At 71.3% G+C, this 20,355-nt stretch carries 15 protein-coding genes; 8 read left to right on the plus strand and 7 right to left on the minus strand.

Features of this window, described 5'->3' with window-relative positions; translation table 11 throughout:
• Positions 1-137: 137 nt before the first annotated feature.
• The 6 genes from ACIBK6_RS34425 to eccB all read right to left on the minus strand — a co-directional run bounded on the left by ACIBK6_RS34425 (position 138) and on the right by eccB (position 6,951).
• A complete protein-coding gene (locus ACIBK6_RS34425) occupies positions 138-503 on the minus strand; it encodes a WXG100 family type VII secretion target (RefSeq protein ID WP_399056071.1) in 366 nt (121 codons plus the stop codon).
• Positions 504-552: 49 nt separating this feature from the next.
• Entirely contained in the window at positions 553-1,677 is a 1,125-nt protein-coding gene (locus ACIBK6_RS34430) for a S8 family serine peptidase (RefSeq protein WP_399056074.1), read from the minus strand.
• A gap of 135 nt (positions 1,678-1,812) precedes the next feature.
• Complete coding sequence (locus ACIBK6_RS34435; RefSeq protein ID WP_399056076.1) at positions 1,813-3,492, minus strand: hypothetical protein; 1,680 nt, start codon at positions 3,490-3,492, stop codon at positions 1,813-1,815.
• A gap of 2 nt (positions 3,493-3,494) precedes the next feature.
• The gene (locus ACIBK6_RS34440) at positions 3,495-3,917 is read right to left on the minus strand and encodes a hypothetical protein (protein WP_399056078.1); all 423 of its coding nucleotides are present in this window, start codon (positions 3,915-3,917) and stop codon (positions 3,495-3,497) included.
• A gap of 248 nt (positions 3,918-4,165) precedes the next feature.
• Positions 4,166-5,356 (minus strand): type VII secretion-associated serine protease mycosin, encoded by a 1,191-nt coding sequence (gene mycP, locus ACIBK6_RS34445; RefSeq protein WP_399056225.1) that lies wholly within the window; start codon positions 5,354-5,356, stop codon positions 4,166-4,168.
• Between the two features lie 68 nt (positions 5,357-5,424).
• The gene (gene eccB, locus ACIBK6_RS34450; RefSeq protein WP_399056080.1) at positions 5,425-6,951 is read right to left on the minus strand and encodes a type VII secretion protein EccB; all 1,527 of its coding nucleotides are present in this window, start codon (positions 6,949-6,951) and stop codon (positions 5,425-5,427) included.
• A gap of 183 nt (positions 6,952-7,134) precedes the next feature.
• Here eccB and eccE point away from each other — a divergent pair, with 183 nt between their 5' ends.
• From eccE to ACIBK6_RS34490, 8 genes are all read left to right on the plus strand, one after another.
• Positions 7,135-8,487: a type VII secretion protein EccE gene (eccE, locus tag ACIBK6_RS34455; RefSeq protein ID WP_399056082.1), complete on the plus strand. Its 1,353-nt coding sequence runs from the start codon at positions 7,135-7,137 to the stop codon at positions 8,485-8,487.
• Entirely contained in the window at positions 8,487-9,218 is a 732-nt protein-coding gene (locus ACIBK6_RS34460; RefSeq protein WP_399056085.1) for a hypothetical protein, read from the plus strand. Before eccE ends, ACIBK6_RS34460 begins: the two co-directional genes overlap by 1 nt.
• A 361-nt stretch (positions 9,219-9,579) precedes the next feature.
• A complete protein-coding gene (locus ACIBK6_RS34465) occupies positions 9,580-13,281 on the plus strand; it encodes an SCO5717 family growth-regulating ATPase (RefSeq protein WP_399056087.1) in 3,702 nt (1,233 codons plus the stop codon).
• A gap of 253 nt (positions 13,282-13,534) precedes the next feature.
• Positions 13,535-15,382: an ABC transporter substrate-binding protein gene (locus ACIBK6_RS34470; protein ID WP_399056089.1), complete on the plus strand. Its 1,848-nt coding sequence runs from the start codon at positions 13,535-13,537 to the stop codon at positions 15,380-15,382.
• A 3-nt stretch (positions 15,383-15,385) separates the two neighbouring features.
• Positions 15,386-16,450, plus strand: a complete 1,065-nt coding sequence (locus tag ACIBK6_RS34475; RefSeq protein WP_399056091.1) for an ABC transporter permease — start codon at positions 15,386-15,388, stop codon at positions 16,448-16,450.
• Positions 16,451-16,490: 40 nt separating this feature from the next.
• The gene (locus ACIBK6_RS34480) at positions 16,491-17,399 is read left to right on the plus strand and encodes an ABC transporter permease (protein WP_399056093.1); all 909 of its coding nucleotides are present in this window, start codon (positions 16,491-16,493) and stop codon (positions 17,397-17,399) included.
• Positions 17,396-18,343 carry an ABC transporter ATP-binding protein gene (locus tag ACIBK6_RS34485; protein ID WP_399056095.1) on the plus strand — a complete coding sequence of 316 codons (948 nt, stop codon included), beginning with the start codon at positions 17,396-17,398 and terminating at the stop codon, positions 18,341-18,343. The genes ACIBK6_RS34480 and ACIBK6_RS34485 overlap by 4 nt, the downstream gene beginning before the upstream one ends.
• 43 nt (positions 18,344-18,386) lie before the next feature.
• Positions 18,387-19,385 (plus strand): oligopeptide/dipeptide ABC transporter ATP-binding protein, encoded by a 999-nt coding sequence (locus ACIBK6_RS34490; protein WP_399056097.1) that lies wholly within the window; start codon positions 18,387-18,389, stop codon positions 19,383-19,385.
• A gap of 4 nt (positions 19,386-19,389) precedes the next feature.
• Here ACIBK6_RS34490 and ACIBK6_RS34495 read toward each other — a convergent pair whose 3' ends face one another.
• On the minus strand, positions 19,390-20,349 hold the full coding sequence (locus ACIBK6_RS34495; protein ID WP_399056099.1) for a bifunctional riboflavin kinase/FAD synthetase: 960 nt from the start codon (positions 20,347-20,349) through the stop codon (positions 19,390-19,392).
• Positions 20,350-20,355 lie beyond the last annotated feature (6 nt).

Consider the following 20,355-nt stretch of genomic DNA (forward strand, 5'->3'; position numbering starts at 1 on the left):
CGGTTCGGGCCGAACCCGGCGCGACTCGTACGTGCTGAGGTCCGCGTGGCGCTTCGGGTCGAACCGGGCGCGCGACGCGACTCGTACGTGCCGAGGTTTGCCTGACGCTTCGGATCGAACCCGGCGCGCGACGGCGACTAGTACGTGCTGAGGTTCGAGGTGATCGAGGCCGTGGCCCCGGCATCACCGCTGTAGCCGTCCACGACGTCGATGCCCATGAGGGCTTTGCGGACCTCTTCCTCGGTGTCGCCCTTGACCGTGCGGGTCGCCTTCATCGCCTCCAGGAAGTCCAGGAGGAGCCGGCCCAGGTGGACCATGCGATCGTTGATCTCCTTCTGCTTCTTGTCGAACGCGTGGGCACCGATGCCCTCCCAGGCCCCTTCGAGGCTGTTGATCACGTTCTGCAGACTGTGGAGCTGGCCCTTCACCGAGTCGAACCGGAGGAGGATCTTCCCCTCCAGCGCGATCATGTCGCTGTCGGATACCCGCTGGCCCTTTGACATGGCCTTCCCTTCGTGGTGGTGGTGCGGTGGGTGGAGCTGGAGGTGCGGCTCAGGCGCCGCGGCGCCGCATTCTGAGCACGGCGAACACTCCGCCGCCGATCACGACGAGCCCGGCGACGACGCCGCCCACGACCCACAACTGCCCGTTCCCGCCACCGGACTTGGCGGCGGCGGCCTTGGGGACGGGACTGGCAGCGGGCCCCGACGAAACGCCCGGCGCCGCACTGCTCCCCGCCTTGGCATCACCCGAAAGAGGGTCGACGTTGGGGGGGCCGGGGTTGATGCCGCTCTGCTCCAGGACGAGGCGGGGGCGGATCAGGCCGTGGCCCAGGAATCTGCTGGTCGTCTTCTTGTCCCAGGTGCGGCTGGCCGTGTCGATCATTACGCGCAGGACTTGGTTGGCCGTCCAGGTGGGGTGGGCGGACCAGATCAGAGCGGCGGAGGCGGACGCGATGGCCGAGGCTTGACTGGTGCCCTGACCGGTGCAGTATTTCTGGAAGGTGGCGTCGCACCACACCGGAATATTCAGCCCTGGGGATGCCAGGCCGACGAATTCACCAGTCTGCGAGAATTCCCCGACTTTGCCGTTTTCGTCGGCTGCACCAACGCCGACCACTCCGGGATACGCGGCCGGAAACTCCAAAAAGTCATCTGGCGAATCCCCGTCATTTCCAGTGGCAGCAAAGAGCAGCTTCCCTTTGGCCACAGCATATTTAATGGCCGCTTCCACCTCTGGATGCATGGCACGCCCACCGAATGACATGTTGATGATCTTGGCGTCCGTGTCCGCGGCGGCCCGAATGCCTGCGACCTCAGACTGGGTACGCTTGAGCTCCTCAGGATCCTTGAGCTGGATGCGCAGAGGAATGATCTTCGCGCCTGGGGCCAACCCTTTGAGGCCACCACCCTGTCCGGTGCCGGCAATCAACTCGGCCATGGTTGTACCGTGGCCGACGTAATCACTCGTCGCTCCGTACGCGGCGCCCTGTGGAACTTCCTGACTGAGCACCTGCCCCTTCAGGGAAGGGGTATCGGGATTAACGCCACTGTCCACAACAGCGACCTTTATTCCCTTGCCGGTACTTACCTTCCACATGTCCGCTGCATGCATGGCATCCAAATACCATTGCTTCGGCGCAACATCATCCGCGACAGCATGAGGAGCCAGCCCCACGGAAGTGATCGCCCAAACGGCAACCGCCGCGCACGCGGAGGCCGCCCGCCTCCGAGTCCGCGCTCCACTCGTCGAACTGGGCTTACCCGGTCGGCTCGTTCCTACCTTCATGCGTTCCTACGTCCTCGCCTGTGCCTAGTTGATCGCTGGTGGTAGGTAGTTCCGCCGGTCAGGCGCCTCGACTTCGCTTCCTTCGAGCGTGTGCTGTGGGCTCTGGTTCGTCTCGTCGTCGGGCTCCGCACCACTCTGGTCCCCCAGTGTTCTAACCAGCCCAGAGCCACCGGTGGTGAACCCCTTGCGGCTACCGCGGGTACTCGCCGAGCGATTCTGCGGTGTACCGACCACTCCATCGGCGTTACTCAAGGGGCGTCGATTCGTCTGCACCCCGCTGGATGAAGGAGTCTTCGGAGCCCCAACCACTCCGCGCTGACCAGGTCGGCTCGTGGAGTTGGATGGCATGCCTCCCGCACCGCCGACCACTGTGCCCCGCGGCATACGGGATCCAGTTGGACCCGGTGTCCCGATGCCCGGTCTGCCGCCTACGATCCCGTTGCCACGCGCTGTGGCTCCCGCTCCGGCACGTGATGGCGCACCGCCTGCGCGAGGAGTCCCGCCCGAGACGCCTTGCCCTATCGGCGACTGGTTGACCGATGCCGCTCCGCTGTTGCCGACCCCCTGCGCCGCCGACCCTGCACGCCCCAGTGGGTCGTTCGCACCGCGCCGCGCGACGCCCGTGGGTCCCGCGGGTGACTGAGTCGGCGCACCGAGCCCTCGTACAGCACCAAAAGCCTTCGCTGAACCACTCACGGTCGGGCTCACGAGCCCGTTCACGAGAGGCGGAACGGGACCCCCTCCCGGCCCGGTTGAGATAGGAGGTGCCGGAATCGCTCCCCCTTGGCTCGGCGCAGGAGCAGGCGCGGGCGGCGCGGTCACCGTGTTCAGTTCCGTACCCACGGGGCGGTCTATGACCGGAATTGACGGGACACCGGCGACATCTCCCTGATGGGCAGAATTGACCGTTTTCTCCATACGCGAGTGACCGATCGCACCGTCCGCCGCACCGTGGCGAGAAGTCGCCGCATCGACCGACCGGCGGCCCCCCGAGGACGGCTGCGTAATGGAGGGATCACCGATCCTGAAGTTGTCTCTCGGGGCCGGCACCCCCATCTCCGGCATAGGCTCAAACACCGGCGGCGTCTGAGCCGCAAGGTTCTGTTCCGAGACGGAGTAGAACGACGACAGGCGGTTCATCTGGTTGATCGCCTCTTGACGGTCCTTCTCCACCCGCACCGCCGCGTCGTACGACGCGTTCCCCGCAACCCGCTTCGTCGGAGGAATGTCCGTGACCTTTACGGGCTCGGTGCGATGGTCGCGCGGGGGCATCGCCTTGCTCACCGAGGCCAGTCCCGTTCCTGCCACGCTGATCTGAATGCCCGCGGTGTCTGCGAAGTCCGCCAATTGACGCGTTTTCGCGACGAGGCCCTGCCCCCATGTGCGGAAGGCCTTGCCCGACTCCCCTTCCCAGTCGACGTAGTCGACGTGGATGTTCAGTTCCTCCGCGGCCTTCTCGATCGCGTCCCGGGCGGCCCAAAGAGCTTCCCCCGCACTGGTGAGGTGCTCCGGGTTGGCGTTGTGGACCAGATCGATCATGTCGTTGAGCTGGTGCCCCTCGAAATCGGTCCGCCCGGCGGGGCGAGCATTCCCGACGGCGGGAAGGCTGGAAACCGCCTTCGACATGTTGGTGGACATGTCCCTGACGGACACCTGTAGGTCCACGCGTTCCGCGTCTGTCGGCTGCTGTTCCTTGTCCGCCACGGCTACCACCCTCCGCCATCGGTGTTGTCGGACTGGGCGGGCTTCCCGTCCTTGTAGCTCTGGGCCGCGCCGACGTCGTACTTGGTCGTGCTCTGAATGGCAGCGAACCGCTGCCGAGCCTCCTCATCCAAGTTGTCGAACCCCACATCCGCCCCATGCACAGCGATCCCCATCGCCTCGATCTGGTGGCCGAGCGACTTCGACAGCGAGGTCAGGCGTTCATGTACGCGGTGGTACTGGGTGAACAGGCCGTCGGCTTCCGGGAATGGGGACGTTCCGGCGCTGAAGGACGTGCGGGAGATCTGGTGGGCCGCGATCTTCGCGGGGCTCGCGTGTGAGCCCTCGAACTCCGCGAGCAGCGTGTCGATCCGGTCCCTGAAGGTCTTCAGCGCCTCCAAGCCCCGCCTGAGTTCGGCGGTTGGCATCGGTGCTGCCTCCGTCATGTCGGCAGGACGCCCCATGACACCCCTCCCCATGACCCAATTCCCCTTCGCCCGCGTGCGATCCGGCTGTACCGAATTTGCTCAAGCAACTCTCTATTGACATCACTTATCGCACCGCGGTCACTTTAGCCAATGCCGGCCACTCGCCCAACAGGGATTCCCCCGCGCCGAGTTGGCTCAGCGGTCCCAACGCTACAAGGGCTTCTCCCACGTCACATGAGTACGTCTACTCAGTTCCGTTCCGCCCCGGCCGGCCTCCGGCTCCGACGTCTCGCGTCCCTGATCGCCACCGCCGCGCCGCTCAGGACGGCGGCCAGGACCGCCGCGCCGACCGCCACGTAGGTGGCCAGGCGTTGCGTGCGCTGTTCGTCGGTCTCGCCCAGGTGGAGGGCGGCGGGGGTGGGGGCCTGGGCGGGGGTGATGCCCTCGTGCGCGACCGGTTTCTCGATCGGGTGGTCGTCCTCGGTGAGGGCGCGGACCGGGTCGACCACGCCCCAGCCGACCAGGCGGTCGTGGCCGGCCACGGAGCGTTCGGCGGTCTGCTGGATCTGGGCGACGATCTCGCGCTGGGTCCACTGGGTGTGCTTGGCCTTGATGAGGGCCGCGACGCCCGCGACGTACGGGGCCGAGAAGCTCGTACCGCTGTCGGCGCAGTGGCCGCCGCCGGGCACGGTGGAGACCATGTCGACGCCGGGCGCGGCCACGCCGACGAACTCGCCGGACTGGGAGAACGCCGCCCGCTCGTTGTTGCGGTCCGACGCGGCGACCGCGAGCACGCCCTGGTACGAAGCCGGGTACGTCTGCTTGACGTTGCCGCCCAGGCCGTCGTTTCCGGCGGAGGCGACCACCACGATCTCGTGGGCCAGCGCCGCCTCCACGGCCTCCTTCAGGGCCGGGTCCGGTTCCACCGCGTTCGCCGTGTCCTGGGAGATGTTGATGACGTCGGCGCCCGCACCGATCGCGTACCGGATGGCGTCCGCCAGGGTCTGCGCCGTGCCGTGGCCGTCCGCGTCGTTCTGCTGGATGGGGATGATCGTCGCGTCGGGCGCGAGGCCCACGAAACCCGTTCCCCTGGCGGGGCGGGCCGCGATGATCCCGGCGACCTTGGTGCCGTGCCCGACGGTGTCCGTCGTGCCGTTCTCGGCGCCGCGCGGAAGCGGCTGGCCGTTCGGGTCCTTGAGGTCCGGCTTCATGACGTTCTTGCCCTGGGAGGCGTCGACCGCGCCCGTGAGCTGGCTGTTCTTGATGTCGACACCCGTGTCGATCACCGCCACCTTCACGCCCTTGCCGGTCGACTGCCGCCACAGCTCGTCCAGGAGTACGCGCTGGAGCGCCCAGGGGCGGCCCGGGTACGGCTTCGAGGGGAAGGTGCACTGGTCCCCGCCGCCGTCGGCCGGGGCCGCGATCGCCGGGGCTGCCATGACTGTCAGGACCGAAACAGCCGACAGGGCAAGGGACTTGAGGGCGTACGCCATGGTCGAACCGCCCCTCAGGAGCCCTGGGGCTGGCGGGCCGCCCCGGTCGAGAGGCGGGGGCCGGTGGGCAGGAAGGTGGACCAGCTGATCGGGACCGGGGCCGGCTCGGACTTGGCGTAGCCGAGCCGGGTCTGGGCCTGCTGGGCCTCCTGCTGCAACTGCTTGCGCTGGTCGGCGGTCAGGCCCATACCCGAGTCGTCGCCGGCGCTGTCGCTGTTGGACTGCATCGCGTAGCGAAGGCCCGTGTCGGTCACCAGGAAGACTCCGCCCGCCCGGGTTTCGGAGCCCTGGATCTGGCGGAAGAGCTGGCCGGAGCCGGGGGTGACGTACGCACTGCTCGAACCGGTGGGCAGCGGGGCGGGGAAGTCGGTGCCCGCCCATGTGCTCATCGTCGTGTCGCCGTTGTCCTTGTTGACGTCGCGCAGCACGTTGCACACGGTGTTGCGGCTGCCGCTCGCGGTGCCCGCCTCGTTGACGGCCACCGGTATCTGCCGCGGCCACCGGCGCTGGGCCGCGAACTCCGTGGTCTCGGGCGTGAACGCGGCCGCGTTGGCCTCCGTCGCCCGGCCGGTCCGCATGAGCTCGCGCAGGTCGCGGCTGTTGAGGAGGAGCTTCGCGGTGAAGTCGGAGACCGGCGAGACCTTGCCCGGCCGGACGAGGTAGTACTGGGTGCCCGCGCCGTTGGGGGCCCGCAGCACCATGCCGACCCGGTTCAACTCGGGGTCGAGGCCGCCGGGCGCACCGGCGGGCGAGCCGATCTTGCCCTCGACCTTGGGGAAGGCGACCGGGTCGCCCGAACGCAGCGTCTCCAGCCACTCCTTGGACACCCGCTCGGGTTCGCGCCCCGCGCCGACCAGGGCGCGCAGCAGGAGTTCGTCGGTGCCGACCTGGTACTTGGTGCCCTGCGCGTCCACGACGTAACGGATCTTGCTGTCGGCCGCCACGACGTACATCAGCTCACCGCCGGTGAGCCGCCCGGTCCCGTCCGCGCGGGCCTTGTCGCGGTCGGCGAGGACGAACGCGGCCTTCTGGATGGCCCGGCCGCCGTCGGCGGGGCGCTCGCACACCGCCCAGCGCTTCGCCGATCCGGCCTCCGCGGCGGACGGCAGCCGGTCGGGGGCGTACGGGATGCCGAGGGTGGCGCCGTGCGGCAGGGAGCCCTTGTCCAGGACGGACTCGTCCACGTTGATGACCTGGCCCTTGTCCGGGTCGAGCAGGAGCTTCGCGGACGCCATGTTGAGGACGGGGTGCAGCTCCTTCGTGCCGTTGGTGGTCAGGACGACGTAGCGGGTGGTGGACTTGCTGGCGATGATCACCTTCTCGCCGGGGGTGTCCCAGCCGGGCGGCGCGGTGGGCTTGAACATCCCCCACGCCCCGAACGCGGCGAGCAGCACGACCGCCGCGATGCCGCCCGGAAGCACGGCGTGCAGCGGACGCGGAGCCCCCTCTTCCGAACCCGTCGGCGAGGGCTGGATGAACGACGCGAGCGTACGACGCTTCGCGAAGGTGTACGCGTTGAGCTCGTCCCGCCGTGATGCCATGAGTGTCCGTGTTCTCCCGTTCCCCCCGCGCGGCGCTGGGGGAGCCCGTCCCCCGCCCTCCGTTGTCAGACCAGCCCCCTACTATGCCTGTTACGTGATCGTACGTCCGGGGGCGGGTAGGGTGGCCAGATCCTCAAGCCCCTTATTGGCCAGGGATTTTCGAGGAGTTCGGGGGGTTCAGGGATGGTTTCGCCGACACGGACGCAGTCACGCTCCCGTGAACAGTCCGGTGCGCCCCGCGCCGCCGGTTCCGGCTCCCGGGTGCGTACGGAACCGGTCCGCAGCACCCCCGTTCCCGCGGCCGCCGGGCCCGTGACACCCCGCCTCAAGTCCCGTTCCGAACGCTTTGGTTCGTTCCGTCTGCAACAGCTGATTCTGGTCGAGTCGGCCGCCGCTCTGCTGCTCGCCGGGTGGGTGGCCGGCCCGATGGCGCTGGTGCCCGCGGGCGTCGTCGCCCTCGCCCTCGTGCTGCTCGCGGTGGTACGCCGCCGGGGGCGCTCACTGCCCGCATGGCTGGGCACCGCCTGGGCGCTGCGTGCGCGGCGGCGGCGTGCGGGTGCCACCCCGGTGCCGCCGGGCACGCTGCCGGGACTCGCCCCGGCCGTGGAGTGCGATCCGACGCTGCGGACGTACAGCCACGGGGACCGGGACCGGCGTCCGATCGGGATGATCGGGGACGGTGCCTTCCTCACCGTCGTCCTGCAGATCGAGTCGGACGCGACGGCGCTGCGGGCGGAGCGGGGCCAACGCCCGCTGCCCATAGGGCTGGTGCGCGATGCCCTTCACGTCGACGACATCCGGCTGGAATCGGCCCAGATACTGCTGCACACCCAGCCCGCGCCCGCACTGCGGCTGCCGCAGCAGTCCGTCGCGGTCACCAACTATGCGCCGCTGCACGCCCAGACCTCCTCGCCCGCGGTCCGCATCACGTGGATCGCGTTGAAGCTGAACCCGGAGCTGTGCCCGGAGGCGGTGGCCGCGCGCGGCGGCGGCATCGAGGGCGCCCAGAAGTGCGCGGCGCGCGCCGCGCTCCACCTGGCGAGCCGGCTGACCGGAGCGGGCCTGGGCGCCACGGTGCTGACCGAGGAGGAGCTGGCGGACACCGTGGCCACCTCGGCCTGCGCCAATCCGCTGGTGACGGCGCAGGCGGGCCGGACGGAGACGCCCCAGCGGCGTACCGAGGAGTCCAGTCGCTCCTGGCGCTGCGACAACCGCCGGCACACGACGTACTGGATACGGCGCTGGCCCCGGATCGACGGCGGTTCCGGGACGGGCGGGCTGCCCCAGCTCGTCGCCCTGCTGACGGCGGTTCCCGCGCTGGCGACCACGTTCAGCCTCACCATCGCCCGCGCGAGCGCCCGGGAGAGCACCATCAGCGGCCACATCAGGGTGACCGGCCGCAGCGAGGCCGAGCTGGCCGCGGCCCGGCAGGCGCTGGAGCGCTCCGCGCGCGAGGCCCGGGCGGGGCTCGTACCGCTGGACCACGAGCAGCTGCCCGGGATGCTCGCCACGCTGCCGTTCGGAGGTGCCCGCTGATGGCCACGACGACACCCGCCGCCGAGCGCCGCGCATCGCGCACCGGCTTCGGCCTCATCGGCCCCCGGCACCGTCGGCACACCCTGTCCGCCGAGCAGTTGGACAGCCTGGCGCTGCCCATCGGTGACGACGGCGTGGTCGTCGGGGTGGACACCGAGGGGCGGCCCGCGGTGCTCGGGGTGAACAGACCGACCGCGTACGACATCGTCCTCATCGGCGGTCTGTGGACGGCGCAGGTACTCGCACTGCGGGCGGCCGCCACCGGTACGCGCGTCGCGGTGGAGACCGGCCGGCCGCAGAATTGGGCCCAGTTGGTGCACGCGATCGCCAGCCAGAGCGGCATGACCGTGCACGATGTGGGCCGGGTGCCCCCGCTCGGCGCCTCCGCCGGTGAGCCGGTGCTCGTGGTGCGGGACTGCGGCATGCGCCCGCCGCGCGGCCGGGTGGTCTCGGCGCCCTGGCAGGCGGTGCTCACCCTGCTCCCCTACCTCAGCCCGGTCGCACCCCGGCTGATCCGGCAGGCACGGCTGGTCGGTGTGCAGCGGGTGTCACCGGACGAGGCGGCGCGGCTGGGCCGCCTCATCAATCTGCCGCGCACCGAGCAGGAATCCCTCTCGACGCTCGCCGACGGGGTGACGCTCTGGTGCAACGAGCGGGACCGGTCCTTCGCGATGACCCAGGCCACCGACACCGAGACCGGATTGTTGGGGAACGCCCGACGGGTCGACTGATACACCAGCGGAGCGGCGCGAGTTGACCCGATCTGACCGTTTCGCCCCGCACGCTCCGCCCCCGGCGGGTCACTTCATCGTCACCCGTGGAGCGAGGGTGACGAAAGGGACAGGCGATCGGGGTGGCCGGGCCTCCCACGTCGGTATTGCCGACGATTAGGGTGGGACCGAATGGGGGCAGGGCTCCGCGGCGAGAAGCGTCGTCCGTACGGTCCGGATGCCGCGTCGCCCGCGGCGGGCAGGGGCGGGCGGAACGCGCTCGACTCGGCGACCACCGCACAAGGGCTTGCCCCGCCCCGGCTCATGGATGCCAATGAAACCCACGGCCTACACCCGGTCACAGGCGAACGAAAGGAAACCGGTGAACAGCGACCAGGACCAGTTCCGCACCGGCGGGAACGCGCGAGACGAGAATCGGTCCGACGCCGATCCCGAGACCACGGGTGAGTTCACCATCGACTACACCCCGCCCGCCTGGTACACCCAGGGCGCGCAGGACACCCCGGCTCCGGCCGGTGAGCAGAGCGGTGGCACGGGGGTTCCACTGCCGCCGCCGGCCGGTACGCCGGTCGACGTGCCGGGACTGCCGCAGGCCGGCGGGTTCCAGCCGAACTGGGGCCCCACCCCGCCACCCCCGGGCCCGGCCCCGGCCGCCCAGACGCCGCCCCCGTCGCCCGCCTTCCCCGCACCGATGACACCGCCCCCCGCGCCCGAGGCGAGCCGCCCCACGGGCGAGGGCCAGGCCTTCGGCGGGGGCGACATCGAGAGCGGCGCGACGATGCGGTTCTCGCCGTCCGCGCTGAAGCGGGAGTTCGAGCAGCTCGAAGCGGCGGCGGCGGCCGCGGCGCGCGGCGAGTCGGCACCGGTGCCGGTGGCAGTTCCTGACGCCCCGTCAGCCACGGCGCCCGACACCGACGCGGTCCCGTCGGCCCCGGCCGAGGGCTCCGATGCCCCGGATACGGCGGATGAGGTGACCGAGCCGGCTCCGGCTCCGGCTCCGGCTCCGGCTCCGGCTCCGGAATCGATTACGGGTCCGGGTACGGACATCGGCGAGGAGGTCGCAGCGCCGACCGCCCACGAGGACGCTGCCGACTCCGGGGAATCGGACGGCTCCGGCGACTTCTCGGGGGATCGGTTCGGGGGTACGACCGTGCCCCAGGCCGGGGACGTGTCCGAGGTCTCGGTCACGGCCGAGGCGTCGCCCGGCGAAGCGGATGCCGCCGCCGGAGACGCCTCGCCGACCGCCATCCCGCCGGTCGACGCCCCTCCTGCGGACGCCGCTCCCACCAACGCCATTCCCACCGATGGCGTTCCTACCGACGCCATTTATGCGGACGCCGCCGGGGGCACCGCCCTCGCCGACGCCGCAGCAGTTGACCCGGCCACCGGCTCCGCCTCACCTGCCGTGGCTCCGGAAGCGGCCCAAAGCGGTCCCGCACCGGCCACGGTCACGGATGCCGAGCCTGCGGACGCTGCGCCCACAGATGCCGTTCCCACGGACGCGGCACGTGCCGACGCCCCCGCCGGCGCGGAGCCCCAGGACGCGCCGCTCGCGCCGCCCGCGCCGCCCGCTCCCGTCGATCAGCCGTGGGCCACCGGGGCCGGAGCGCAGCCCGGGTTGCCTCCGCTGCCGCCCGCGTTCCAGCCCGCCGCGCCCACCGCAGCGCCGCAGTGGCCGGTACCCGCGCAGGCGCAGCCGATGCCGGGCTCGTCCCCGGATCAGGCCGCCCCTGCGCCCGCGTGGCCGCAGCCGCAGGGTGGTTACGGGTTCCCCCAGCAGGGGGCGACTCCGCCGTCCGCCCCCAACTCCCCCGCGCCGCAAGGGAGTTACGGCTTCCCTCAGCAGGGCTCCACCCCGGCCAACCCCCCGGTCGCCCCGAACGCGCCCGCGCCACAGCCCAGTTACGGCTTCCCGCACCCCAGCGCAAACCAGCCCTCCGCACCACAGGCTCCCACCCCGGCGGATGCCCCCAACTCGCCTGCCCAACAGCAGCCCGCTTACGGCTTCCCGCACCCCAGCGCAAACCAGCCCTCCGCACCACAGGCCCCCACCCCGCCCGAGGCGCCGAACTCCCCTACGTCGCAAGGCGGTTACGGCTTCCCGCAGCAGGCCTCGGCCCCGGCCAACCCGAACTCCCCCGCCCCGCAGCCCAGTTACGGCTTCCCCCACCCGGGAGCCAACCCGGGGGCAAACCCGCCCGCCGCGCCTCAGCCGATGCCGGAGGCCGCGCCGCCCGTCGATCCGCGGTCCGGGACCGCGTGGCCCTCGCCGGTGACGCACGACCAGCGGGAGCGGTCGATGCCCGGGGCGCCGCTCGGGTACACGGCCGCCGTCGAGCTGTCGTCCGACCGGCTGCTGCGCAACAACAAGCCGAAGCCGAAGAGCAGCCGGGGCCCGGCCGCCGGTGCCTCGCGCTTCAAGTTCGGGGCGAAGAAGGAGGAGGCCGAGCGGCAGCAGAAGCTCAACCTCATCCGGACGCCGGTCCTCTCCTGCTACCGGATCGCCGTCATCTCCCTCAAGGGCGGTGTCGGCAAGACCACCACCACGACCGCGCTCGGCGCGACCCTGGCCACCGAGCGGCAGGACAAGATCCTGGCGATCGACGCCAACCCGGACGCCGGTACGCTCGGCCGCCGGGTGCGCCGCGAGACCGGGGCCACCATTCGCGATCTGGTCCAGGCGATCCCGTACCTCAACTCGTACATGGACATCCGCCGCTTCACCTCGCAGGCGCCGTCCGGGCTTGAGATCATCGCGAACGACGTCGACCCGGCCGTGTCCACGACGTTCAACGACGAGGACTACCGGCGCGCGATCGACGTCCTGGGCAAGCAGTACCCGATCATCCTCACCGACTCGGGTACGGGTCTGCTGTACTCCGCGATGCGCGGCGTGCTCGACCTCGCCGACCAGTTGATCATCATCTCGACGCCGTCCGTGGACGGGGCGTCCAGCGCCTCGACCACGCTGGACTGGCTCTCGGCGCACGGCTACGCCGAGCTCGTCCAGCGTTCCCTCACCGTCATCTCCGGGGTGCGCGAGACCGGCAAGATGGTCAAGGTGGACGACATCGTGCAGCACTTCCAGACGCGCTGCCGGGGTGTGGTCGTGGTGCCGTTCGACGAGCACCTGTCGGCGGGTGCCGAGGTGGACCTCGACATGATGCGGCCGAAGACCCGGGAGGCGTACTTCAACCTCTCGGCGCTGGTGGCCGAGGACTTCGTACGGGCTCAGCAGCAGCAAGGCCTGTGGACGGGCGACGGTCTCAACCCGCCCCCGACCATGGCCCCGCCGCTGCCCGGCCAGCAGGGCGCGCCCGCCCAGCAGTTCGCAGGCCAGGGCCAGGGCCAGCCCATGCCGGGCCAGCCGTTCCACCCGGGCCAGCCGTTCCACCCGGGCCAGCCCGGCCACCCGGGCCAGCCCGCGGCGGCCCAACCGCAGCCCGGCCAGCCCTTCCCGAACCAGGCGCACGGCCAAGCCCAGGCTCAGCCCGCCCCCGGCCAGCCGTTCCCGGCACAAGCTCAGCCGCAACCGGGCCAGCACTCGCCCGCCCAAAGCCAGCCCATGCCGGGCCAGCCCTACCCGGGCCCCGGTCAACCGCAGCCGGGGCAGCCTTTCCCCGTCCAGGCCCAGCCGTTCCCGAACCAGGCCCAGCCCGCTCCGCAGGGTCAGCCGCAGCCCGGCCAGCCCTACCCGGGGCAGCCCCAGCCCATGCCCGGCCAGCCCGCCGCAGCCCAGCCGCAGCCCGGCCAGCCCTACCCGGGGCAGCCGTACACGGCTCAGCCAGGGCAGCCGGGTCAGCAGCCGCAGCCGGGTCAGCAGCCGCAGGGCCAGTTCCCCCCGGCTCAGCCGGAACCCCCGCAGGGTCAGTTCCCCGGGCAGTCGCAGGGCCAGCCCTACCCCAACACCCCCCAGCCGCCCGCCGATTGGCGGCTCCAGCCGCCGCAGCCGCCCACCGCCGCAAACGCTCCCGGTCAGCCGGACCCGCAGGCGCCCGTTCCCCCGGCCGGGTGGCCCGGGGCCGAGCAGCCTCCGCAGTCGCCGCCAGCCCCTCAGCAGTAAGGCGTCAGAGGACTGGACCAATGAGGGCCCGCACCGTTCGAACGGTGCGGGCCCTCGCGCGTTTCCGCAGACCACCCGGCCTGCGATGCGCCGTTGACACGTCTAGACCACCGCTGGTAAACCTTCGCCCAAACCGGCCGCCACGCCCCCGTTCAAGCAACATCAGCCCGACCGCCAACCGGCGGTCGTCTGCCGCTCACCCTGCGATCAACCCTGCTTTTCCGTGCGAGTGATGACGCGAGGTCACCGTCCCATGGCAAGAACAGTTCCATCGCGCAAGCCCCTGCACCGGCCGCGGCCCCGGCGCCTGCTCGCCGCTGGCGCCGCCGCCCTCGCGCTGACGGCCGGGGCCGTACTCCCCGCCCAGGGCGCGGCGGCCGATGACGCGAAGGGCGGGGACAAGGTGCTCACCGTCGCCGTCTCGCAGAGCGTCGACTCGCTGAGCCCCTTCCTCGCCCAGCGGCTGATCAGTACCAGCGTGCACCGGCTGATGTACGAGTACTTGACGAATTACGACGCCAAGGACGGCCACCCCGTCCCGGGTCTTGCCACCGCGTGGAAGACCTCGCCGTCCAAGCTGACCTGGACGTACACCATCCGTACCGACTCGAAGTGGTCGGACGGGCAGCAGGCCACCGCCGAGGACGCGGCGTGGACGTTCAACAAGATGATGACGGACAAGGCCGCGGCGACCGCCAACGGCAGCTTCGTCGCGAACTTCAAGAAGGTCTCGGCCCCCGACCCGGCCACGCTCGTGGTCGAACTCAAGCAGCCGCAGGCCACCATGACCGCCCTGGACGTCCCGATCGTGCCGAGGCACGTGTGGGAGAAGGTCACGGACTTCTCGAAGTTCAACAACGACCAGCAGTTCCCGGTCGTCGGCAACGGGCCGTACGTCCTGACCGACTACAAGGTCGACCAGTACATCAAGCTCAAGCCGAACAAGAGCTTCTGGCGGGGTGCGCCCAAGTTCGACGCGCTGGTCTTCAAGTACTACAAGGACAATGACGCGGCGGTCGCGGCGCTCCAGAAGGGCGAGGTGTCCTTCGTCTCCAACGTGACGCCCGCGCAGGCCAGTTCACTCCGGTCGGCGCCGGACATCAAGGTCAACGACGCCCCCGGCCGGCGCTTCTTCGCGCTCGCCACCAACCCGGGCGCCCAGTCCAGGGACGGCAGGAAGTTCGGCAACGGCAATCCGGCGCTGCTCGACCCGAAGGTGCGCCAGGCGCTGTTCGCCGCGGTCGACCGCAAGGCGATTGTCGACAAGGTGTACCAGGGCCACGCCGTCGAGGGAGAGGGCTACATCCCGCCCCGGTTCGCCGACTACTTCTGGAAGCCGGCCGAGGGCCAGAAGATCGCGTACGACCCGGCCAGGGCGGCCTCGCTGCTCGATGAGGCGGGATACCGGACGGGTGCCGACGGCAAGCGGCCCGGCAAGGACGGCAAGCCGCTCGGTCTGCGGCTGCTCTGCCACGCCATCGACCCGAACGACAAGGCCGTCAGCAAGTACCTCCAGGAGTGGTGGGGCAAGCTCGGCATCGGCCTCACGGTGGACTGCGTCGACAACGTCACCGACCCGTGGACGGCCGGCGAGTACGACCTGGCCCTGGACGGCTACTCGGTCAACCCCGACCCGGACTACGTCCTGTCCATCCACACCTGCGCCGCGCTGCCCGCCACCCCCAAGGTCAGCGGCCAGACCGACGACTTCATCTGCGACAGGCAGTTCGACGACCTGTACGCGAAGCAGTCGGCCGAGTACGACACCGCCAAGCGGGCGGACCTGGTCAAGCAGATGGAGTCGCGGCTGTACGACACCGGGTACATGAACGTCATGGCGTACCCCAACGCGGTCGAGGCGTACCGCACCGACCAGATCAAGTCGATCACGACGATGCCCGAGGCCGCCGGCAACATCTACGGCCAGGACGGCTACTGGAGCTGGTGGTCGGCGGTACCTGCGGGCGGCTCGGCCGCCACCTCGGGCGGCGGCTCCTCCGCGGGTGTCGTCCTCGGCATCGTGGCGGGCGTGGTCGTGCTGGCCGGGCTCGGTGGATTCCTCGCCCTGCGCCGCCGGGCCGGCGCCGACGACCGTGAGTAGCCGATGACGACGGCGAGTTCGGCCGATACGCCCGCGGTGGTCGCCGAGGCGCGCACCGCGCCGCGCCGGCGCTCGGCCGCCGCGGGGCCGGCCCTCACGTATCTGCGCTACGTGGGCGGCAAACTGGCCGGGGCGGTGGTCTCCCTGTTCGCCGTCCTCGTCACGAGTTTCTTCCTGTTCCGGATCATCCCGGGCGATCCGGTGCGCACCATGACCCACGGGCGCCAGGTCTCCGCAGAACAACTCGCCAACCTGCGAAGCCAGTTCGGGCTCGATCTGCCGGTCTGGCAGCAGTTCACGGACTACTGCGGCAAGGCGCTCACCGGCGACCTGGGCACCTCGTACCAGTTCCACGCCCCGGTCAGCTCGCTCATCGCCCAGAAGCTGCCCGCGACGCTGCTCCTGACCGGAACGGCCGTGCTGCTCTACTCGGCGCTCGGCATCTGGCTCGGCACCCGTTCGGCCTGGCGCCACGGCGGGCTCGGCGACCGGCTCAACACGGGGCTCGCGCTGACGCTGTGGTCGGTGCCCTCGTTCTGGCTGGGGCTGCTGCTCATCATCACGTTCTCGGTGGGGGCGGGCCCGGTCCCGGGCCTGTTCCCGACCGGCGGCATGGAGTCCGGCGACACGACGGGCTTCGCCCACGTCCTGGACGTGGCGCACCACATGGTGCTTCCGGTGCTGACGCTGGTCGCGGTGCAGTACGCGCAGACCCTGCTCGTCATGCGGTCCTCGCTGCTCGACGAGATGGGCGGCGACTATCTGACGACGGCCCGCGCGAAGGGCCTGCGGGACGCTGCCGTACGCCGTCACCATGCGGTGCCGAACGCGCTGCTGCCCACGGTGACGATGCTGTTCATCAACCTGGGCCATGTGGCGGCCGGTTCGATCCTGGTCGAGACGGTGTTCTCCTGGCCGGGCCTCGGCGGGCTCTTCTACCAGGCGCTGAGCGTGCCCGATCTCCCGCTGGTCCAGGGCCTGTTCGTGGTCTTCGCGGGCGCGATGATCGTGATGAACCTCCTGGCCGACCTGCTCTATCCGCTGCTCGACCCGAGGGTGGGCCGATGACGACGACCACGTACGCCCTGCCCGGTTCGGGGGCGGTCCGATGACCACGACCGCAGCCCCCGGCACGTCGGGCTCCCTGGCCTGGGCGCGCCGCCGCGACTCGCTGGTCCGCTTCTGGCGCGCCTACCGTACGCACCGGGCCGGTCTGTACGGTCTCGCGGGCCTCGCCCTCATCGCGCTGATCGCATTCACCGCGCCGCTCACCGTCGGCCAGGACGTCCAGAGCGTGACCTCGGCGCCCGGCTCGGCGCTGGAGTCCCCGAGCGGTCGATTCCCGCTCGGCACCGATCAGTTCGGGCGCTCACTGCTCGGCCTGCTGATCTGGGGCGCCCGGATCTCGCTCGCGGTCGGGCTGCTGGCGGCGGCGCTGAGCGTCGCGATCGGCACGCTGGTCGGGATCGTCGCCGGGCATTACGGCGGATGGCTCTCGACCGTGCTCATGCGGATCACCGACTGGTTCCTGGTGATGCCGACGCTGGTCCTCGCGATCGTCCTCGCGACCGTGATGTCGCACAGCGTCTGGACGGTGATCCTGGCCATCGGCGTGACGTCCTGGCCGACGACGGCCCGCCTGGTGCGCGCGCAGACCATCGCGGTCGAGTCGCGCCCGTACATCGAACGCACCCGCGCGCTCGGCGGCGGCCACGGCCACATCATGACCCGGCACGTCCTGCCGAACGTCATGCCGCTGGTCCTCGCGCAGACCACGCTCGGTATCTCCAACGCCATCCTCACCGAGGCCACCCTCGCCTTCCTTGGCCTCGGCGACCCGACGGTGGTGTCCTGGGGCGGCATGCTCCAGGACGCCCGCGAGGCGGGCGCGGTGTCGTCGGGGCACTGGTGGTACCTGGCCCCACCGGGCATCGCGATCGCCCTGGTGGCCCTCTCCTTCACGCTCTGCGGCCGGGCCGTCGAGGCCGTACTGAACCCGAAGCTGGGGGCCCGATGAGCCTGCTGGAGATCAAGGACCTGCACGTCACGTACGAGACGGGCGCGGCGGCCGTGCGCGGGGTGGACCTGACGGTCGCGCCCGGCCGGAAGCTGGGCATCGCGGGCGAGTCGGGCTGCGGCAAGTCGACGCTCGCGATGGCGCTGCTGCGGCTGCTGCCCGCCTCGGCGACACTGACCGGATCGGTACTGCTCGACGGCGAGGACGTGCTCACCATGAAGTGGGGGCGGCTGCGGGCGGTCCGCTGGGCGGGGGCGTCCATCGTCTTCCAGGGGGCGATGCACTCGCTCAACGCGGTACACCGCATCGGCGACCAGATCGCCGAGCCGATCCTGCTGCACGGCCTCGCCGGCCCGGCCGCGGCCCGCGAACGGGTCGCCGGGCTCCTCGAACAGGTCGGCCTTCCCGGCTCGCGCGCGGACGCCTACCCGCACGAACTCTCCGGCGGCCAGCGCCAGCGCGTGATGATCGCGATGGCCCTGGCCTGCGACCCGGGGCTCATCGTGGCGGACGAGCCGACGACGGCCCTGGACGTGATGATCCAGGCCCAGATCCTGCGCCTGATCGAGCAGTTGGTGGCCGAGCAGGACATCAGCCTGCTGATGATCAGCCACGACCTGGCGGTCCTCGCCGACACCTGCGACCGGCTCGCGGTGATGTACGCGGGCCGCGTCGTCGAGGAGGGCCCGGCGCGCGAGGTGTACGAGGCGGCCCGCCATCCGTACGGCCGGGCGCTGTCCGCCGCGTTCCCCCGCATCGGCGACCCGGCATCGCGGCGCGCCCCCCGCGGTCTGCCGGGCGACCCGCCGGACCCGGCCGCCCTGCCGTCGGGCTGCACCTTCCACCCCCGCTGCCCGGTCGCCCTCGCCTCGTGCGCGACGGAGGACCAGGCGCTGCGCGAGGCCGGTCCGGGACGCCGTGCGGCGTGCGTCCTGGCGGGCTGACCCGTCCCGACCCCGGGCCCCGCCCCCTACGCAGGAGCACCCCATGACCACCTCTGCCCCCGTCCCCCTCCTCACCGCCACCGCCCTGCGGGTCGCCTTCCCCGGGCGGCGCGGGGCGCCCCCGGCGCGCGCGGTCGACGGTGTCGAACTCACCGTCGGCGCGGGCGAGATCGTCGCGCTGGTCGGCGAATCGGGCTGCGGCAAGACGACGCTCGCCCGCACCCTGCTGGGCCTGGTCACCCCGACCGGGGGCAGCGTCTCCTTCGACGGGAGCCCGCTCGACCACCACCCGCGCGCGCTCAAGGCGTACCGCAAACGGGCCCAGCTCGTCCTCCAGGACCCGAGCGGCTCGCTCAACCCCCGGCACACGGTGTACGACGCGGTCGCCGAGGGCCTGCGCATCCACGGCTCGGCCGACGACGAGCGGGAGTTGGTGGCCGAGGCGCTGTCCCGGGCCGGCCTGCGCCCGCCCGAGCGCTTCTTCCTGCGCTACCCGCACGAACTGTCGGGCGGCCAGCGCCAGCGCGTGGTCATCGCGGGCGCACTCGTCCTGAACCCCGAACTGATCGTCGCCGACGAGCCGGTGGCGTCCCTGGACGCGTCGGTACGCGGCGAGATCCTGGCGCTGCTGCTGCGCCTGCGGGACGAACTCGGCCTCTCCGCCCTGGTCGTGACCCACGACCTGGGCCTCGCCTGGAACATCGCGGACCGGGTGGCGGTCATGTACCTGGGCCGCATCGTGGAGACGGGCCCCGTCGAGGACATCCTGACGAACCCTCAACACCCGTACACCCAGGCCCTGTTGTCGGTTCTTCCGGAGTCCCCCGGCGACCCGGTGGTGCTGACGGGCGAGCCCCCGGACCCGTCCCGCATCCCGCCCGGCTGCCGCTTCCACGCCCGCTGCCACATCCTCGCCTCCGGCGAGGCGGACCGGGCGGGCGTGGCCGACCGCTGCCGCACCGAGGACCTCCCGGTCCTGCCCGGCGACGGGGCCACGCGGGCCGCCTGCCACTGGGCTGCGGCGGCGGTCAGGAACGAGTGAGGACCTAGTCCTGCCGGGCCTCGTACGCCTCGATCAGCTCGGTGGAGCGCTTCACGTCGTTGCCGATCGCTTCGAGGAGGTCCTCGATCGAGTCGAACTTGGCCATGCCCCGCACATAGGCGAGGAAGTCCACGGCGACGTGCAGTCCGTACAGGTCGAGGCCGACGCGGTCGATGGCGTACGCCTCGACGGTCCGCTCGGTGCCGTCGAACTGCGGGTTGGTGCCGACTGAGATCGCCGCGGGCATCCGCTCGCCTGCGGCTGTGAGCCAGCCCGCGTACACGCCGTCCGCCGGGATCGCGGTGTGCGGCAGGGTCTCGACGTTGGCGGTCGGGTAGCCGAGCTCGCGGCCGCGCTGCGCGCCGCGGACGACGACGCCCTCGACGCGGTGCGGGCGGCCGAGGATCTCGGCGGCGCCCTCGATGTCGCCGGTGGCGACGAGCCTGCGGGTCAGCGTGGAGGAGAACGGCTCGCCGCCGCCCGCCTCGCCGCGCACCCGCAGGTCGATGACCTCGACCTCGTAGTCGTACGTCCGGCCGAGCTCGGCGAGGACCTCGACGTTCCCCGCGGCCCGGTGCCCGAAGCGGAAGTTGGGGCCTTCCACGACGAGCTTCGCGTGCAACTTGTCGACGAGCACCTTCACCACGAAGTCGGAGGCCGACAGCTTCGAGAACTCGCTGGTGAAGGGGAGGATGAGGACCGCGTCGACGCCGAGTTCCCCCATCAGCTCCGCGCGCCGGTGGTGCGGGGCGAGCAGCGGCGGGTGGCTGCCGGGGCGGACGACCTCGCTGGGGTGCGGGTCGAAGGTCACGACGACCGACGGCACGCCCAGTTCGCGGGCCCGCTCCACGGCCCGCCCGATGATCAGCTGGTGTCCGCGGTGCACCCCGTCGTAGGAGCCGATGGTGACGACGCTGCGTCCCCAGTCCTGGGGGATGTCCTCCAAGCCACGCCAGCGCTGCACTGTGAC

The sequence above is a fragment of the Streptomyces sp. NPDC050485 genome, assembly GCF_044458185.1.
GTDB lineage: Bacteria > Actinomycetota > Actinomycetes > Streptomycetales > Streptomycetaceae > Streptomyces.

Bases quoted from the DNA above. Each gene is read 5' to 3' on its own strand.
- ACIBK6_RS34425 (WP_399056071.1), bottom strand. From the start codon at position 503: ATGTCAAAGGGCCAGCGGGTATCCGACAGCGACATGATCGCGCTGGAG.
- ACIBK6_RS34440 (WP_399056078.1), bottom strand. From the start codon at position 3,917: ATGCCAACCGCCGAACTCAGGCGGGGCTTGGAGGCGCTGAAGACCTTC.
- mycP (WP_399056225.1), bottom strand. From the start codon at position 5,356: ATGGCAGCCCCGGCGATCGCGGCCCCGGCCGACGGCGGCGGGGACCAG.
- eccB (WP_399056080.1), bottom strand. From the start codon at position 6,951: ATGGCATCACGGCGGGACGAGCTCAACGCGTACACCTTCGCGAAGCGT.
- eccE (WP_399056082.1), top strand. From the start codon at position 7,135: ATGGTTTCGCCGACACGGACGCAGTCACGCTCCCGTGAACAGTCCGGT.
- ACIBK6_RS34460 (WP_399056085.1), top strand. From the start codon at position 8,487: ATGGCCACGACGACACCCGCCGCCGAGCGCCGCGCATCGCGCACCGGC.
- ACIBK6_RS34470 (WP_399056089.1), top strand. From the start codon at position 13,535: ATGGCAAGAACAGTTCCATCGCGCAAGCCCCTGCACCGGCCGCGGCCC.
- ACIBK6_RS34475 (WP_399056091.1), top strand. From the start codon at position 15,386: ATGACGACGGCGAGTTCGGCCGATACGCCCGCGGTGGTCGCCGAGGCG.
- ACIBK6_RS34480 (WP_399056093.1), top strand. From the start codon at position 16,491: ATGACCACGACCGCAGCCCCCGGCACGTCGGGCTCCCTGGCCTGGGCG.
- ACIBK6_RS34485 (WP_399056095.1), top strand. From the start codon at position 17,396: ATGAGCCTGCTGGAGATCAAGGACCTGCACGTCACGTACGAGACGGGC.
- ACIBK6_RS34490 (WP_399056097.1), top strand. From the start codon at position 18,387: ATGACCACCTCTGCCCCCGTCCCCCTCCTCACCGCCACCGCCCTGCGG.